11 protein-coding genes are annotated in these 16,041 nt (G+C 67.8%); all 11 read right to left on the reverse strand.

Annotated elements, in window-relative coordinates:
• Window positions 1-97: 97 nt before the first annotated feature.
• From LOY33_RS11645 to LOY33_RS11695, 11 genes are read right to left on the reverse strand one after another with little or no spacing between them, the layout of a single operon-like run.
• The gene (locus LOY33_RS11645) at window positions 98-4,498 is read right to left on the reverse strand and encodes a leucine-rich repeat domain-containing protein (protein ID WP_258662686.1); all 4,401 of its coding nucleotides are present in this window, start codon (window positions 4,496-4,498) and stop codon (window positions 98-100) included.
• A 60-nt stretch (window positions 4,499-4,558) separates the two neighbouring features.
• Window positions 4,559-5,359 carry a carbohydrate deacetylase gene (locus LOY33_RS11650; RefSeq protein ID WP_043860596.1) on the reverse strand — a complete coding sequence of 267 codons (801 nt, stop codon included), beginning with the start codon at window positions 5,357-5,359 and terminating at the stop codon, window positions 4,559-4,561.
• Window positions 5,331-6,506 carry a GNAT family N-acetyltransferase gene (locus tag LOY33_RS11655; RefSeq protein WP_258662689.1) on the reverse strand — a complete coding sequence of 392 codons (1,176 nt, stop codon included), beginning with the start codon at window positions 6,504-6,506 and terminating at the stop codon, window positions 5,331-5,333. The genes LOY33_RS11650 and LOY33_RS11655 overlap by 29 nt, the downstream gene beginning before the upstream one ends.
• Window positions 6,507-6,510: 4 nt before the next feature.
• Window positions 6,511-7,200: a GNAT family N-acetyltransferase gene (locus LOY33_RS11660; RefSeq protein WP_043860598.1), complete on the reverse strand. Its 690-nt coding sequence runs from the start codon at window positions 7,198-7,200 to the stop codon at window positions 6,511-6,513.
• Between the two features lie 45 nt (window positions 7,201-7,245).
• Window positions 7,246-9,174: a hypothetical protein gene (locus LOY33_RS11665; RefSeq protein WP_258662690.1), complete on the reverse strand. Its 1,929-nt coding sequence runs from the start codon at window positions 9,172-9,174 to the stop codon at window positions 7,246-7,248.
• Complete coding sequence (locus tag LOY33_RS11670; protein WP_043860600.1) at window positions 9,171-10,475, reverse strand: oligosaccharide flippase family protein; 1,305 nt, start codon at window positions 10,473-10,475, stop codon at window positions 9,171-9,173. Before LOY33_RS11670 ends, LOY33_RS11665 begins: the two co-directional genes overlap by 4 nt.
• Window positions 10,472-11,482, reverse strand: coding sequence for a polysaccharide deacetylase family protein (locus LOY33_RS11675; RefSeq protein WP_043860619.1), 1,011 nt, complete (start codon window positions 11,480-11,482; stop codon window positions 10,472-10,474). The genes LOY33_RS11670 and LOY33_RS11675 overlap by 4 nt, the downstream gene beginning before the upstream one ends.
• 8 nt (window positions 11,483-11,490) lie before the next feature.
• Entirely contained in the window at window positions 11,491-12,627 is a 1,137-nt protein-coding gene (locus tag LOY33_RS11680; protein WP_043860601.1) for a glycosyltransferase, read from the reverse strand.
• Complete coding sequence (locus tag LOY33_RS11685) at window positions 12,620-13,585, reverse strand: glycosyltransferase (protein WP_043860602.1); 966 nt, start codon at window positions 13,583-13,585, stop codon at window positions 12,620-12,622. Before LOY33_RS11685 ends, LOY33_RS11680 begins: the two co-directional genes overlap by 8 nt.
• Window positions 13,582-14,952: an O-antigen ligase gene (locus tag LOY33_RS11690; protein WP_054914458.1), complete on the reverse strand. Its 1,371-nt coding sequence runs from the start codon at window positions 14,950-14,952 to the stop codon at window positions 13,582-13,584. Before LOY33_RS11690 ends, LOY33_RS11685 begins: the two co-directional genes overlap by 4 nt.
• On the reverse strand, window positions 14,949-16,034 hold the full coding sequence (locus LOY33_RS11695; protein WP_100632730.1) for a glycosyltransferase family 4 protein: 1,086 nt from the start codon (window positions 16,032-16,034) through the stop codon (window positions 14,949-14,951). The genes LOY33_RS11690 and LOY33_RS11695 overlap by 4 nt, the downstream gene beginning before the upstream one ends.
• Window positions 16,035-16,041 lie beyond the last annotated feature (7 nt).

The following is a 16,041-nucleotide window of genomic DNA, read 5'->3' on the forward strand; positions in this document are numbered from 1 at the left end:
TTTTCCATGGTGAATGAAACGGTTCAGCCGAGCATAACGCCGGCCCCGGCACAAAAGCCAGCCTGGCCCGGGTGCGCTCCGGGCCGGCGCCCGCCTGTCAGTCGATGGTGCCTCGCGCCACTCCCTCGGTCAGGGTTCTGCGCAGGTCGACGAGGCGTTGTTCGTACACCTGCCGCAAGCGCTGCGCCTCCACTAGCAGTTCACCTTCGCTCAGCGTTTCGGCTGCCTGCTCCAGGCTGTCGTCCAGCGCTGCCCGCGAGGCGGCGAACTGTGCGGCGAAGCGTTCGCGCAAGTGGTGCTCCCATGCAGGGTAGACCGGTTCCTCTTCATGGTTCATGGCCAGTACTTCGTCGAGGCCGTGGGAGGTGGTCGGGTCGACCGCCAGCAGCAGGTTGCGCTGCTGTTCTATCCAGGCTTCGCCCGGCAGCGGCATCACATCGACCAGTGCGTCGATGATCACCGGCTCGTCGGCACGCGCCGCCTGGGCCAGGTCCAGGCCCGGCAGCCGGGTGATACGTTTGAGCGCCCACTGGTAGAGCGTCGCGTAGCTGTCTTCGGACATGTTGAACGAAAGGCTCAGCACGCCGAAGCCGAGCTTTCTGAGACGCACGTGGTTGACGATGGTCGCCAGCAAGGTGCGCGAGCGGGTTGCCAGGTCCGGGATGGCCAGGGCCTGTGACACCTCGCCCAACTGTTCGAGGTCGAGCAGGGTGCCGCCTGTGCGGGCGAGAATCTGCTCACGCAGGGGCGCATTGGCGTCCATCCAGGTCAGCAGGCGCCACAGGCGGCGCCGGTAGGTCAGTGGGGCGACGATGTAGGGCGGGCTGTCGAACATGGCACGCAGGTCCCGGAAGAACCCCGACGGCAGGCTCTGCTGCAGTCGTTGCCAGCTGGCCCGCTGTTGTGGCGTGGCGTCGTCGAGCAGTTCGTTGTAATCGATCTCGGCCACCAGCAGGTCGATACGGTGGGTGGTGTAGTAGGCATCGGCCGCCTGCAGGGCAGCATCGCTCAGCGGATTGTGTTCCAGGCGCAGCGCCCGGGCCAGCGGAGGTGAGAGGATGGCAGTCGGTGGCAGCTCCTGCAGCTGGTTGCCGGACAGGTCCACCAGGTTCGGCGCGTCCAGCTGATCAAGCCCTGTCGGATAGGTCGCCAGGCTGCAGTTGTACAGGTCCACGCCCTGCAGCCGGTTCAGGCGGGCGAAGTCGGGCGGGGTTGCCAGCGGGTTGTTCGACAGGCTCAGGTCGCGCAACTGCGGGTAACCTTCGAGGGCGTGCTGCAGGTGCTCGTCCCAGACCAGGCGGTTGTTGGCCAGGTCCAGCACGCTGAGCCGATCACCCAGCCCGGTGGGCAGGCTGGTGAGTTCGCAGCCGTTCAGGCTGACGCGCTGCAGCTGGGTGAAGTGGCGCAGGAAGGCGTCAGGCAGCCGGGTCAGGGAGTTCTGCTCCAGCGACAGCTCATTCACGTGATCGAAGTTGGCCTCCAGCGCAGGGAAGCTTTCCAGGTCGCCGTCGGTCAGGTCCAGGTAGTCCAGGTTCAGCTGAACGATGGCTTCGCCATCGGCGACCTCGCGCACCGACAGGCGCTGCCAGGCGGCAATGATTTCTTCCCGCGCCGATTGCCGGGCTGTACTGGGCAGGGCCCACAGGGTCAACGCGCTTTTCAGGCGTTGCAGGGTTTGTTCGAGCGTGCGCAGCCGCGCCTGTGCCGGAATCTCGCTGGCCTCCCAGGCCGCCAGTGTGGTACGCGCCTCTTCGCCGCTGGCATGCGGGTAGAGCGTGCGGTAGCGGGCCTCCTGTGAAGAGCTGGCAGCCGACACCGGCGGGTAGCCGGGGCGATCACTGCCCCCCAGCAGGCGTGCTTCGCTGGCCCAGCCGCGGACCTCGCCGGACCACAGCCAGGTGGCAAGTTCGCCGCGGGGGCGTTCGAGCATCGACAGCACGCGTTGCTGCAGCGCCGCCCTGGTGTCCAGGCCCAGCACCTGGCGATAGCGGGGAGCGATGCTGTCATGCAGGGCCGCGAACAGGTCGTCGCCGGGCGCGTGCAGCGGGAGGTCGTCCTTGAAGGTCTGGTAGCCTTCTGCACCGTGCACCAGAACTCTGCGCTGCGCCTGGGTGGCACGACCCACGCGCTGCAGCAGAGGGCCGCGCGGGCCACCACTGCGTGCTTCCAGCACGACCGAGGCGTCCCAGCCAGGGGCGTGCTCCAGGCACAACAGCGCCAGGCGCGTGCTTTGCGGCGTCGCCAGGGCTGGCCAATACAGGCCTTCGGTCGCGCGTACCAGGGGAACACGGGCGGCCAGCGTGGCGGCCTCTTCCAGCAATTTGGTGGGGATGGCTGCCGGTGGCACCCAGCGTGCCAGCCGGGCCGGGCCGACAGTGTCCAGCAGGCTGCGGGCCAGCACCGGGCTCAACCCGGGCAAGCGTGCGCACAGGGCCGTGATGTGCGGCTGCGGGGGCACCAGGGCCAGGTAACGCTGCTCGAACAGGGCCTTGCCGACGTTGCCCGTGACGTTTTCGGCGCGCAGTTGCCGGGCGATCCTGAGCCGTTGCAGCGTATCGGCCAGCAAGGGTGGCAGGCCCAGATTGGCGGCGTGCAACCGACGCAGCGCGTCTTCGCGGGTGCCGCTGACCTGGCAGGCCTGTTCGAGTTCTGCATCGCTCAGGCCTTGCGCAAGCGGGCCCAGACGGCGCAGCAGGGTGGCCCGCGACCAGCTCAGCGGCTGTTCATGCACGCTGCGCCAGGCACCCTGGCCGTTGTGCTCCAGCGCGGGGCGATAGGCGTCTTCACGCTCGGGGTGGCGCAGTTGCCATTGCTGCTGGTGCGCATCGAACTGCTGCTCGTACAGGTCGGCGCCGAGCCTGATGTAGTGCCGGTCCGCGTGCCGGTACTGGCCCTGGTCGTTGGCTGTCACCTCGGCGGGCAGCGACGTGTCCAGCCGGTAGGGTGCCAGGTCGGGCAGGTACAGGCGCGTACTGCCATCGGGCAGCGGCACTTCGATCAGCGCATCGACCAGCGCTGGCGCTGCCTTGATCGCCAGCACCGAACCGGCCAGCATGCCGGCAGTGATCGCCACCGACTGCAGGTGCGCCATGGCGCCCTCGACGTCGCCGTCCTGCCAGTCCTCCACGCCTTCATACATCTCCTTGATCAGCTGTACCGCAGTGACCGCCAGCATGACCGGGCCCAACGCGGGAACGAACATCGCCGCGGCATTGAGCACGTTCAGCGCGCGTGTCTCCCATTGTTCCAGGCGGGCCTTGCGCGCTTTCTCGTCGGCTTCAGCGGTGGGCACCATGAGTACCCGTGCTTCATCCTTCAGGCGTTGCAGGTGGCGGTCCTGCAGCACGCCGAACAGCTCGCCGGCAACCGGGGCAAGGCTCAGGTACAGGCTGTCCTGCTCCTGCGAGTGCCACGGTCCGTCCTTGTCGACCACCTGCCGGGCCAGGTTGTGTCCGAGCACATCGAACAGGTGTTGCTGCTGTTGCAGCGGTACGTAGCGCTGAAACAGCCTGCGAAACCCGGGGTGATTGAGGCGCCCTTTGAGGTAGCGCTCCAGCGCCGGCATCGACGCATGCTCGGTGAGGGCATCGTCCGGGTCGCCGGGCAGGTATAGCAGCAGGCTGTCTGCCTGCTGCTCAGATGCCAGGGCAAACAGCAGGATGTCGTGCAACGGTACGCCGCTCATGCTCAGCAGGCTGGCCTGCACTGGCGGGGCCTCGGCGCCTGCTGCGGCGGGCGCGTCCAGCAGCGCCAGCAACCGGCGGCTGGCGGCTGGCCCGATGCGCTGGCGCGCTTTCGCCACGGTGACCTCCAGGCGCAGCAACTGGCGATTGGCATCGATCGAGTCGCGACGCACCCTGTCTTGCGTGGCAGGTGTTTCGAACACTGCCTGCAGGTGCTGCTGGTAGCGGGCGCCCAGGTCCAGTTCGCGGCACAGGCGGGCGAACACGGCCGGTGACAGGCGATGGCGGGTATAGCGGTAGGCAAGGCCGGCGTCGGTCAGGTCGAGGTGGAAATGGCCTTGCAGGGTGATCGCACTCTTGCCGAGGAAGGTCACGTCGTCACCGAAGTTCTGCAGCGCTGCCTGCAGCAGGCTCTGCTTCTGGTAAGTGGTACGTGTGGCGAGCTGCCAGAGGTCGGCCTCTTCGTGAAACTGCACCAGGTCGGTGGTGTGCAGGTTCAGGGGTTCGCCAAGTTCGGCGTCAAGGCGCGCCTGCAGCAGCGGCTCGGCAAATGCCAGCAACCCCTGGAAGGCCTTGAGGGTGCCTGCCAGTGTCTGGCTGGCCCGCCGATAGCGACGCCTGGCTGCACGCACGGCGTCACGCTGATCGGGCAGGCCGTTGGCCAGCCAGTCCGGTTCGGCATCGGGGATGACATGGGTCAGGGCCAGATGGCGCCGAAGGTCTTCGGCGTCCTGGGCGCTGGTGTGTTTCAGCCAGGTGGGCAGGCGCTGGACGATGAACGGTGAGTGGGGAATGCGTGAAGGGGAGGTAGGCATGGTCGTGCTCCGGTCCGTGGACCGACAGCACAACCGATCAGCCGGGCGAAGCGGTGGTAGTTATCTGTTGGAGGCAGTGTCCAGGGTGCTCTGGCGCGCCTCGCGCAGCGACGCGTAGCCGACCCTGGGCACGCCCGCCAGGCGCTGGTCGAGCAAAGCCTGCAAGGACTCGCCACTGCCCAGGTAGGCATCGCCGAAGTCGTGGCTGCCCAGGGCACTGGGGTGCGCCACCACTTCGAGCACGCCATGGCGCGGGGCCAGGCCGTCACGCAGGTCGACCGGGGTACACACATGGTCGGCGGTCAGCCTGGCCAACTGGCGCAGGCGCTGGTTGAGCAACGTCTTGAACAGGCGTTTTGCCGGGCCGATGTTGTGCCCCACATTGCGGGCCAGGCGTATTGGCACCCCTTCGCGGGCGGCGAAGCGGGCGACGATTTCGCCGATGGGCCACAGGTTGTGCACGTGCTGGTGGGAGTCCAGGTGGCTGGGGGTCAGCCCATGGTCCAGGCAGCGCTGCCATTGCGCGGCCAGTTCCTCGTGCACCGCCTGGCGGGCCGCGCGCCCCAGCCACAGGCGCTTGCGCGACAGGCCCAGGTCGAACTCGCCCTCGGCATTGCAGAACTGCGCCAGCGCGCGGATCGGCTCGCTCAGCGGGCGCCCGTAGGTCAGGTTGAAATGCAGGCCCACGCGCCCGCGCAGGGCCGGTTGCTGGGCCAGCGCGCAGGCGGCCTTGAATGCAGGCATGCTGGCCATGGCGGTGGCAGAGCTGATCAGGCCGCACTGGAACGCGCGCAGGATCACCGCGTTGGTGTGTTCGTTGAGGCCAAAATCGTCAGCGTTGACTATGACTTGGGACGGCATCCGGGCGCTCCTGTGCTGTGGGTGTGGCAGTGGGGGAAGTGGCAGGTGCCGGCACGGGCTGCTGTTGGCGGCGTTTGATCCAGGGCTTGATGCGTTGCCACAGGCGCAGCGCCATGCCCAGGCACAGGCCCGACGGGCGCCAGCTGTAGAAACTGTGGCGCAGGTGCTCGACCTGGCCGGTCATGCGCTCATGCAGCTGGTGGCTGGAGTTCTCCAGGCTCACCCTTGAAGCGTCGATCCACGTCCAGCCTTCGTCCAGCCCCCAGTCGATCCATTCCTGCAGCAGCACCCGGCCGCTGCCAAGGTCGGCATACTGCGGCACGAAGGCGAGGTTGTAGTCGTACAGGCGGCCCCGTTCGAGCAGGCCCAGGCGGTAGCTGATGCAGCGCCCGTCCAGTTCCAGCATCACCAGGCGAAGACGGCCATCGGCCGCCAGCGCGGTGAAGGCCTGGAACATCCATTGGCGCTGCGCGGGCACCGAGAAGATGCCGACCCCGTCGTCGCCTTTCCAGCTCACGGCCTCGACCGCGCTGACGGCTTCCAGCCAGGAAGCTGCGTTGGCGGCATCGGGGGTTACTCGGCGCACCTGTGCACCGCAGGCGGCGATGCGCTTGCGCGCGCGGCGCAACTTGTAGCGTGGGTCGCCACTGACTTCCTGGCGGTCGGCCTCGCTTATCTGGTGCACCGGCGCACGGCAGGCGGTGCGCTGTTCGTGGGTGGAACTGCGGCGTGCCCACTGCTGCAGCCAGGGCGAATCGCCCGTTACCTCGTTGAGTTGCAGCAGGGCATGGGGCAGGCGCGTGCGAATGGCTGCCAGTACCTGGCCGGCGGCACTGGTCGGCAGGTCGATGAGCAGGCCGATGCGGTCGCTCATGGGGTAGCCCAGGTGGTGCAGCACGGCAAAGTCCAGCGGCCCGTGGCGCTCAAGGGTGCGGATCAACGGAAGGCACAGCACCAGGCGTCCTTGTGCGTGCCCCAGCAGTACCTGCAGGTGCTGGCTGGCCGGCAAGGCAGCCTCGGCGGCGCGCAGCCAGGCCAGGCTGTTGAAGGGGGTGGCATCGGGCAGCCGCTCGCGCAACTGCTCGTAGGCGTCGGCGGGGAAGTCGTCGGCACGCAACGAGGCGTGCCAGGTAAAGGTCAGGGTCATCGGTTCAGGACACCGTGGCAGTAGTGCTGCGCGGCGCCGGTTTGCGCAAGGCATCCAGGCGCGAGCCGCTGTAGCGCGTTTCGCGGAAGAATTTCCAGCGACCGAACAGGCAGTACACGTGCATCACACGGCCCTGCTCGACGTAGCCCATGCGCAGGTGCAGCTTGAGCGCCGGAATGTTGTGGGTCTCGCACACGTCGACCACCTTGTCGCAGCCCTGTTCGGCCATGGCGCGCCACAGGGCCAGTTGCAGGTCGACCGACAGCGACGTACCCCAGTACTGGCGCGCCAGTTCACCGCCGAACTCGAAGAACTCGCCCGGCTCGACCGGGAACCAGCAGCCATAGTAATGACGGTCGTGGTAGTGACGCGGGCTGCCCCAGATGAACGCCACCACGTGGCTGTCTTCGTCCAGAAACATCAGCCCGGTATGCCCTTCGGCCGCCAGTTCACGCATGGTTTCGACTCGGTCGCCGAAGTGCTTGGCAAAGCCTTGCACGTTGTGCACCGTGATGCGCTCCACGCGTAGCGGCGCATAGGGCTTGAGGGTATGCGGCGGCACCGGGCTGACCAGGTCGCGCTCCATCCACAGCAGCTCCCAGTGAAAGAACACGTAGCGCTTGTACGCGCTGCGAAGGGTGGCGCGCAGGCCTTTCTGGTGTACGCGCTGGCTGAACTTGCTGACGATATTCATGGTGGCTCCCGTATCCGGCAGGGGAAGAGATCTTCGGCACTGTGTTCATGAGGCGCTCCATCGCAGGGCAAACAGGGTCTGCCCGGGCAGTTCGAAACGTACCTGGCCGTGCTGGCAATCCAGTGCCGCGGCGCGCGGCTGGTTGTCCGGCCCGAACAGGGTGAGCGTGGCAGCGGCCTGCGGGCATCGGCTGGCCGGGGTGGCGAAGCTGACGTGTTGCAGGCGTTCGCCCTTGTTGACGCCCAGCAGGCTGCGCTGTGCGCCGCGTGCCATGGCCAGTGCATCGACCTCGAAGGCGTCGTTGTCCAGGTGCAGCACCTGGTCGAGCCAGTGCTGGGCGATGAACTGCTGGGCCAGGCCCACCGGCTTGAGTTCGAAGCGGTTGTTGCCCAGCACCTTGACCATGCCCTTGGGCCACTCGGGCTCGTCGGCGATGTGGAACCAGTTGAGCATGTCCAGCAGGCCGTCCTGGGAGGCATTGATGACCACCGAGGTCCACCATACGCCGGCATAGTGGGTGTTCTGCTCGTACAGGCTCAGGGTCGAGCCACTGGACAGGTTGGTCTGGTCGAGCAGCAGCGCCTTGCGCGGGCGACCGTTGGCGTCCAGCCCCACCAGTTCGGCGGCGCGGCGTACCGAGTCGCGGTAGGTGCGGGTGGCGAGCAGGTCGCGGACCATCCACTCGTGCCAGGCCATGGCGTCGATCTGCGGTTCGAATTCCTTGAGCAGGCGCCGTGCCCAGTCCAGGCCGACGCGCTGCGCCGCATCGCCGCGCAACGGGCCGTTGACCAGCCGCGAGCTGGCCGGCATGGCGATGCGCACGCCGGCTTCATGGGCGCCGGGGTAGGCGCGCACACGCTGGGCCATGGCCGCGAAGAAGGTGCGGTAGGTGGCGTAGTCGGCGTAGTTGAGGTTGGGTTCGTCGGCAAAGGCGATGTAATGCAGGCCCTTGCCGCCCAGGGCGACGCTGGTGGCCAGCCAGTCGTCCAGCGCGCCATCGTTGGCGCGGCTGCGCATCAGGTCGGACTTGCGCCCGGTGGCGGCCATCAGGGTGATGTCGTGGTGAATGCCGAAGCGTTCCTGGTACAGCTGGCGAAACGGCAGTTCGTAGCGCGGCTTGCGTGCCAGCACGTCGGCAAAGGTGTAGTAGCCGGCGGCCTGCAGTTGCAGCGCATCGATCACCGCATGGCTGGACGGTGGCGGCATCACGTAGGGCAGGTTGTTGCCCAGCCTGGGCGTGGGGCCCAGTACCTTGGCACTGCTGCGCAGGCTTACCTGGCCGTCGCGGTGCACCAGTGGGGCGAGGTCCTGGGGGCGCAGGGCGAACAGGTTGGCGCTGCCGTCCAGCCAGAAGGCCACCTTGCCGGTGCCTTCGAAGTTCAGGCGCCATGTCTGGTCCTGGGCGCTGGCGGGCAGATTCACCTGATCGAACTGCCAATAGGCCCGGTGTTCGAGCAGCGCCAGCCTGAGGCGCTTGCCATCGTCCACGCGCTCCAGGGTCAGGTTGCGCACGCCGTCGTGATACTTGCCGGCAAGCACCGCCGTTTCACCGGCTTTCACGCGAAAGTACAGGGTGGTGGCGCGGTCTAGTTCGAGGCTGAAGTGCACCTTGGCGGGGGCGAACTGGGCGCCGGTGGTGTCGTCGTATTCGAGGCGGTAGCGCCTGAAACTGTAGCCGGGGATGGCCACCTGGTAGGTGCCGGTGCCGGCGGTAAGTGGCCAGCTCAGCTGGCCGCGGCCTTCATGGGGGGCAATGATGCGTTGTGCATCGAGTTTGCCGGTGGCGTCGAGCAGGTACACCTGTTCCTGGTTGGCATCGGCCTGCCATGCCGGCACCCAGCTCAGTTGCAGCGGGGCGCTGCGCTGCGGCGCCAGGTACAGGCTGCCGTCGCGAATGTCCGGCCAGCGCAGGGTGGCGGCGTGGGCAGTGGCGGCCAGCAGCAGGCCGGGTAACAACATCCATGTACGTTTCATACCGTTCTCCGTTGCAGCATCTGGCGCAAAGGCAACAGATCGCCAGGCAACACAAACAAGGTCCGCAGCAACGGTACGCCGCTCAGCCTGCAGTACAGCACGAGCATGGCCACCGTCACCCCAAGGTAGGCGATGGAGGAGGCCAGGGCTGCACCCGCGATGCCAAAACGGGGAATCAGGACCACGTTGAGAATCAGGTTTGCCGCCGCGCCCACCCCCATCATCAGCGAGACCGCGCCGGGGCGATTCTTGCCCAGCAGGTCCAGGCGCAGGATGCTTGCGTAGCACAGGCCGAACAAGCCGGGAAGCAGTGCCAGCAGGGCCGGGTAGGCCGGCTGGTAGGCCGCGCCGAACAGGGTGACGATCAGCCATTCGCCCACCAGGGCCATGCTCAGGCAGGCCCCCAGCATCACGGTGGCAGTCAGGCGCAGGGCCAGCGGGGTGAGCTTGTCCATGCCGGCATCCTGCTGCAGCAGGCGCTTCATCAGCGGGGTGGTAACGGCCTCGGGGATGATCAGCAGCAGTTCGGCGGCGGCGCTGGCCATGGCGTAGTGCCCCAGGGCGGCGCTGCCCAGGAAGGCACTGATGAACAGGTAGTCCGAGCGCAGGATGACCTGCTGGAACAGCACGTCCGGGTGGCTGCGCGCACTGTAGGCCAGCAGCTCGCGCTGCCCCCCGCGGTTCCAGCACAGCGTGATGTCGTGCTGGCGGCCCAGCCACACCAGGCCCAGCAGCGCGACCAGCCCCAGGCCCAGCAGCCAGCTGATCAGCGCGGCCTCCAGCGCGGCGTGCTGCCACATCCAGAACATGCCCACGAACAGCAGCAGCGGCACCAGCGATTCGGTCAGGCGCAGTGCGTTGAATGCGCCCACCCCGCCGGTGGCGTTGTGCAGGGTGAGCAGGCCGCTCTTGAGCACCGTCAGCGGAACCGCCAACAGCAACAGCCAGGCCAGCAGGCCCAGTTGCAGGGTCACTTCCAGTTCAGTGCCGAATTCGCGCATCAGCGCCACGCAGATCAGGGTCAGCACCCCGGCCAGCAGGCACCCGTAGATCAGCACCTGGCTCAGCAGCAGGCCCATCGAGCGTTGCTGCGCCGCCTGATAGCCCACCGCGGTGTTCAGCCCGCCGCTGGTGGCGGCACTGATCAGGTCGGGCAGGGTGCTGAGCAGGGCGAACAGGCCGCGCTCGCTGGGCCCCAGGATGCGCGCCAGCAACACGTTGCGCGCCAGGCGCAGGGCGATCATCGCCAGGCGTGTGCCCATGCTCAGCAGCAGGTGGCGCAGGTAGTTGCCACGACTCATGAGCGGCCTCCGCGGCTGATGCGCCAGGCCAGCAGCGAGGGGCGGCTGGCGTTGCGTTGGCTCACGCCGATGCGCGGCAACGCCAGTGGGTCGTCATGACCCTGGCAGATCCCGGCGCGGGTGCTCAGGGCGAAGGGGTAGCGATGGGCGGCCAGGCGAGCGCGTACCCGGGCGTCATGGTCGCCGTTGGGGTAGCAGTACACCGGCAGCGGCTGCTGGCAGCCTTGCTGCAGGGCGTGGTGGCTGCGGCTGAGTTCTTCATCCAGGCGCTGGTTGTCCAGCCCCGGCAGCAGCGCGTGACTGGCCCCGTGCGGGCCGAAGCTGATCAGCCCGGAGCCTTCCAGTTCGCGTACCTGCTGCCAGTCCAGGGCCTGGGGCAGGGATTCGGCCGGGCAGGCGTCTGTCAGTTGGTGCAGGGCGGCCGGGCTCAGGGTTTTGAGGCTTTGCAGGTAGCCGGCCAGCGCCTGGCTGCGGGCGTTGGGCCGCTGGTTCATGAAGTAGGCAGCCGGCAGCGGCCGGCCGATCTTGCGCAACGCTTCGATCAGGGTGTGGCGCGGGCCTTCGCCATGGCTGCCCCACAGGGTTTCGCCCAGGCTCTCCCACCAGAAGCGCTGGCGGCTGCCGATGTAGTCGGTGGACAGGAAGATGCTGGCCGGTACCTGGTACTGCTGCAGCAACGGGAACGCATTGAGCGCGTTGTCGCGCCAGCCGTCGTCGAAGGTCAGGGCAACCTTGGGGCGGCTGTCGCCCCTGGGCTGCTGATGGTCCTTGAGCAGGTCCATCAGGTGCACGCAATCGAAGTGCTGGCGCAGCCAGCGCAGCAGGCGCTCGAAGGCCTGCGGGCCCACGCACAGTTCGTTGCGATGGGGCAGGGCCGCGCTGGCGTCGTCGGCCAGCACCCGGTGCAGCATCAGGATGACCCCGGCGCCGCGCAGCTGGCTGCGGCCCTTCGGGGAGTGCAGGTACAACCAACCGCTGGCGCGCTTGAGACTGGTCTTGATCGGCATGAAGGCACTCATCGGGTCTGGTCGGGGTTCCATTGGTTGTAGCTGTGCCCGCGCAGGAACTGCCACAGGCCCACGCTCATGCCGGCCAGGGTCACCAGCACGAAGGCGGCCAGGCGAAACGGCTTGGGCAGGCGGTGGCCCTTGTCCAGCAGGCCGACCACGGCGATGGCATAACCCAGCAGCTGGGCGGCCAGGGTCAGGCGATAGAAACCGTGGCCGTCGAGCAGCCACAGGTTGGCCAGCAGCAGGGGCACCAGCAGCACGGGGGCCAGGCGGCGTACCAGCTTGTGGCTGATCAGGGCGATGGCGTAGAGCCCGTGGCGCAGCGGGTTGAGCAGTTCGCGCCGGGCCGCCAGGCTGATCAGCCCGCCGACGGTGACGCGCTGGCGGCGACTGAACTGGCGCTCGGCCTCGTCCACGCCGTAGTCCAGCACCCTGGCCTGGTCGACGTAGACCACGCGCTTGTGTGCCACCGGGGCGCAGGTATTGATGAAGAAGTCGTCGTTGACCCGGTCCGGGATCGGCTGGTACAGCTCGCGGCGCAGGGCCTGCAGCGCACCGTCGGCCGACACCGTGCAGCCGGTGCGGCTTTCTACCCGGCGCAGCCAGGCTTCGTAGTGGCGGTACAGGCTCTCGCCCAGGCTCAGGCCCTTGCCCGCCACCGGGATGGTCATGTTGCCCACGGTGCCGCCCACCTCGGGGTCGGCGAAGGGCGCGAGCAGTGCGGCGAAGGTGCCCTCCACCCAGTGCACGTCGGCATCGGTGAACACCAGGATGTCGCCGCTGCAGTGCTCGACGGCGGCATTGAGCACGCGGTTCTTGCCCATCCGTGGCAGGTCCAGCACCAGGATGCGCGGATCGTCGAAGGTGCGCGCCAGGGCCACGGTCTGGTCACTGGAGCCGTCGCTGGCCACCACGATCTGCAGGCTGGCGAGCGGGCAGTCCTGCTCCAGCAGGTTGCGCAGCTTGTTCTCGATGTTGCGCGCCTCGTTGTGCGCCGCAACCACCACGCTGACCCGTTGCGGCGGCAGCGGCGGCGGGGTGTGCCGCGGGAACAGCGGCCCCACCAGCGTGAGCAGCAGCGGGTAGCCCAGCCAGGCATAGAAAGGCAACAGCAGGCAAAGCCAGAAAATGAACTCAGCCACGTGCGGGCCTCCTTGCGTTCCAGTTGAACAGGCTGAGCACGAAGGCCGCTCCAGCCAGGTGCAGGCGAACCCAGTGCAGGCCCCACAGTTGCAGGGTGAACACCGGGTCGCGGTGTTTGAGGCTCTGGCGCAGGCTCAGCGCCAGCGCCGGCAGGCTGGTGAAGAACAGCAGCAGCATTGCCAGATGCGGAAAGCCGTCGAGCAGCGCGGACAATGCCAGCGCATCGAGCACCCAGGCCCCGAGGGACAGCAACGGGAAGCGCAGCAGGCGCAGGCTCGCGCCATTGCTGCGCAGCAGTTGCAGATTGCTGCCCTGGCGCCACAGCTCCTTGCCCAGCCATTCGCTCCAGCTGCCCTCGTAGCCCCAGTGCAGCACCACCGGTGCGCGCAGGGCCAACAGGCGGGCACCGGCCTGGCCCAGGCGCCAGGTGAAGTCCTTGTCTTCGCCGGTGCGCAGGGTTTCGTTGAAACCGCCCACCCGGTCGAACCAGTCGCGGCGCATCAGCAGGTTGGGGGTGGGCAGCCATTGCATGCTGTGCAGCGCCGGCCGGCCGGCGCGCAATGTGCGTCGCTGCCAGGCGCGGGCGAACCAGGGCGCCTGGCGCGGGGTGTCGCAGTCCAGCGCGAACACATCGCCACGGCCCTGGGCGTGCAGGTCCAGCAGCAGGCTCAGCCACTGCTCCGGCACCTCGATGTCGGCATCCAGAAACGCCACCCATTCCCCGGAGCTGGCCTGCACGCCCCGGTTGCGCAAGGCGCCGATGGTCAGCCCCGGCAGGTCGAGCACCTTGGCGCTGAGGTTACGGGCAATCTGCGGGCCATCGTCGGAGGAGCCGTTGTCCACCACGATCAGCTCGCAGTCCAGGCCGGCAAGGTCGGCGGCCCGACGCGCCGAGTGGAGGGTGCGGGCAATATGGCGTGCCTCGTTGAACATCGGCATCACGATACTGATCTTCATCCGGCCACCTGCACGGGGCGCGCCTGTTCGGCCTTGAGGCGCAGCACGCTGGAAAGCGCCAGCAGAATCCACAGGTACTTGTGGTTCGGCGCACTGAGGAACATCAGGAACAGGCCGATGGCAAGCATGCTGGTGGACAGGTGCGTGAGCATGTCGGCCTGCCCCTGATCACCCTTTTGCAGCCACAGGCGCCGTGCATGCCAGAGGTTGTACAGGGCCAGCATGACCATGCCGACGAATGCCAGGCCCGCCGGTACGCCGACTTCGCTGAAGATTTCCAGGTAGGTGTTGTGGGCACGGCGGTACAGGTCGCCGACCTTGCGGTTGGCCGAGAACGCCTTGGCGTAGCCGGTGGTGGCGTATTCCAGCGGGAAGGTGCCGGGGCCGGTGCCCAGCAGCGGATGTTCGCGGATCATCTTGCTGCCCACCACGATGTAGGACGAACGCCGGCCCAGGGAGTCGTCCTTGTAGGCATTGACCCCGGACTTGAGCAAGGCCAGCGACTGGATACGCTCGATGTAGCTGGCCGGCATCACCGCGACCGCCACAGGCAGCACGATGGCCAGGCCGAGCATGGCGAAGCCCAGGTGGCGCGGGCGCAGGTGCGTGAGTTTTTCGCGGTAGTGCACCAGGCCGATCACCAGGCTGATGGCCAGCACCACCAGCCCGGAACGTGAGTTGGTCTTGGTCATGCCGGCCAGCAACAGCACCACGCAGGCCAGCCAGAACAGCCGCTGCAGGCGGTTGGGGCTGCTGAACACCAGCCACAGGGCCATGGGCACCGCGATGGCGATGAGCATGGCGAACACGTTGGGGTCTTCGAGCAGGCCCGAGGCGCGGCCTTCGTCCTGGTACTTGGCCGAGAACATCGCCATGGCACAGGTGACGCCCACGCTCAGGGTCACCAGGCGGTACATCATCGGCAGGTTGAGTTCGCGTCCGATCAGCAGGGTGAGCACGAACAGCACCAGGCCCACCGCCAGTTCTCGAAAGTGCCCCATGGACATCTCGCTGCTTTCACTGGCCAGAAAGCTCAGCAGGTACAGCGCCATAAAGGCCAGCAGCAGGCGCCACATGGAGCTGCGCAGGCGTTCGCCCGGCAGCTGCCCCACGGCCAGTTGCAGCAGCAGCACCATGGCCAGCGCGGCGCCGATGAATTTCGAGGCGGTCAGCTCGCTGTCCTTGAACAGGCCCTCCAGCGGCACCAGGGTGATGATGGCCAGCAGGCCCCACGCCGGGCGGCGGTACAGCACCAGCACGCCGGCCAGGCCGATCACCGCGCCGGGGGCCAGGAACGGGTACGGACTGGCCAGCAGTACCACGCTGACGATCGCCAGCAGGCCGATCAGGGACAGGGGAATGATCATGCGCAGGTCTCCTTGGCCGCACCTGCCGTGCCGCGATAGACCTGGGCCCAGCGTTGCGCCAGCGTCGGCAGGTGATAACGTTCACGTTGGGTGCGTCGTGCCTGGGCGATCAGCTCGCCGGCCTGGGCCGGGTCGAGCATCAGCGCTTCGAGCTGGGCGGCCAGTTCGTCCACCGCCAGGGGGGGGGCCAGCAGCCCGCTGCGCCCGTGCTCGATCACGTCGGGGATGCCGCCGACACCAAAGGCCACCACCGGCACGCCATCCTGCATGGCTTCGAGCAGGATCATCGGGGTGCCTTCGGTGCGCGAGCTGATCACCAGCGCATCCAGGCGCGCCATCCATTGGCGCATGTCTTCCTGAAAGCCTGGCAGGCGGATGCGCTCGTGCAGCCCGGCGGCATCGACGCGGGCCTGCAGGGCTTCGCGTTCCGGGCCGTCGCCGAGCATCACCGCGTCCAGGTGCGGGTGGCGCTGGCACAGCGGGATCAGCGTATCGAGGAACAGGTCAGGGCCCTTTTCGCTGCTCAGGCGCCCCACGTAGCCTGCCAGCCAGCGTTCGTGGCCGTGGGCATGGGCGGGCAGGGCGCCAGCATCCGGCAGGCCGTTGGGGATGACATCGAGCTTGCGCTGCGCCACGCCGGCACGCAGGTGGATCCGGCGGATGCTCTCGGCCACGCACACCACCTTGCCGATGGTGGCGGTGCGGCACAGTTGCAGGCTCAGCCAGGTGTACAGCCGCTGCTTGCGGCTGCTGGGGGTGAAGCCGTGCTGGGTGGCGACCATCGGCAGGCGCCACAGGGTGGCGCCCACCCAGCCGAACAGCAGGCCCTTGAAGTTGTGGCTGTTGATCAGCGGCTGCTGGCTGCGGTACTGGTCCAGCGCCCGCAGCACCTCGCGCAGTCCGTTGCAGGTGCGACAGTCCACGCCGGCGGCGGCAAAGCGCGCCACCAGCGTCTGCGGCGCGCCCAGAAACAGCACCACGTGCTGTCCCGGGGTGGCCTGGCAGTGGTCCAGCAACATCCGTTCGGCGCCATAGAAGCCGCCACTGCCCAGCAGGTGGATGATCGGCCGCTGCGGGCTCATGGCTGCG

It is taken from the genome of Pseudomonas sp. B21-036 (assembly GCF_024748925.1).
GTDB lineage: Bacteria > Pseudomonadota > Gammaproteobacteria > Pseudomonadales > Pseudomonadaceae > Aquipseudomonas > Aquipseudomonas palmensis.

What these genes read in the sequence shown, in the direction of transcription:
- LOY33_RS11665 (WP_258662690.1), bottom strand. Translation starts at nt 9,174, where the DNA reads ATGAAACGTACATGGATGTTGTTACCCGGCCTGCTGCTGGCCGCCACT.
- LOY33_RS11650 (WP_043860596.1), bottom strand. Translation starts at nt 5,359, where the DNA reads ATGCCGTCCCAAGTCATAGTCAACGCTGACGATTTTGGCCTCAACGAA.
- LOY33_RS11660 (WP_043860598.1), bottom strand. Translation starts at nt 7,200, where the DNA reads ATGAATATCGTCAGCAAGTTCAGCCAGCGCGTACACCAGAAAGGCCTG.
- LOY33_RS11675 (WP_043860619.1), bottom strand. Translation starts at nt 11,482, where the DNA reads ATGCCGATCAAGACCAGTCTCAAGCGCGCCAGCGGTTGGTTGTACCTG.
- LOY33_RS11695 (WP_100632730.1), bottom strand. Translation starts at nt 16,034, where the DNA reads ATGAGCCCGCAGCGGCCGATCATCCACCTGCTGGGCAGTGGCGGCTTC.
- LOY33_RS11685 (WP_043860602.1), bottom strand. Translation starts at nt 13,585, where the DNA reads ATGAAGATCAGTATCGTGATGCCGATGTTCAACGAGGCACGCCATATT.
- LOY33_RS11690 (WP_054914458.1), bottom strand. Translation starts at nt 14,952, where the DNA reads ATGATCATTCCCCTGTCCCTGATCGGCCTGCTGGCGATCGTCAGCGTG.
- LOY33_RS11645 (WP_258662686.1), bottom strand. Translation starts at nt 4,498, where the DNA reads ATGCCTACCTCCCCTTCACGCATTCCCCACTCACCGTTCATCGTCCAG.
- LOY33_RS11670 (WP_043860600.1), bottom strand. Translation starts at nt 10,475, where the DNA reads ATGAGTCGTGGCAACTACCTGCGCCACCTGCTGCTGAGCATGGGCACA.
- LOY33_RS11655 (WP_258662689.1), bottom strand. Translation starts at nt 6,506, where the DNA reads ATGACCCTGACCTTTACCTGGCACGCCTCGTTGCGTGCCGACGACTTC.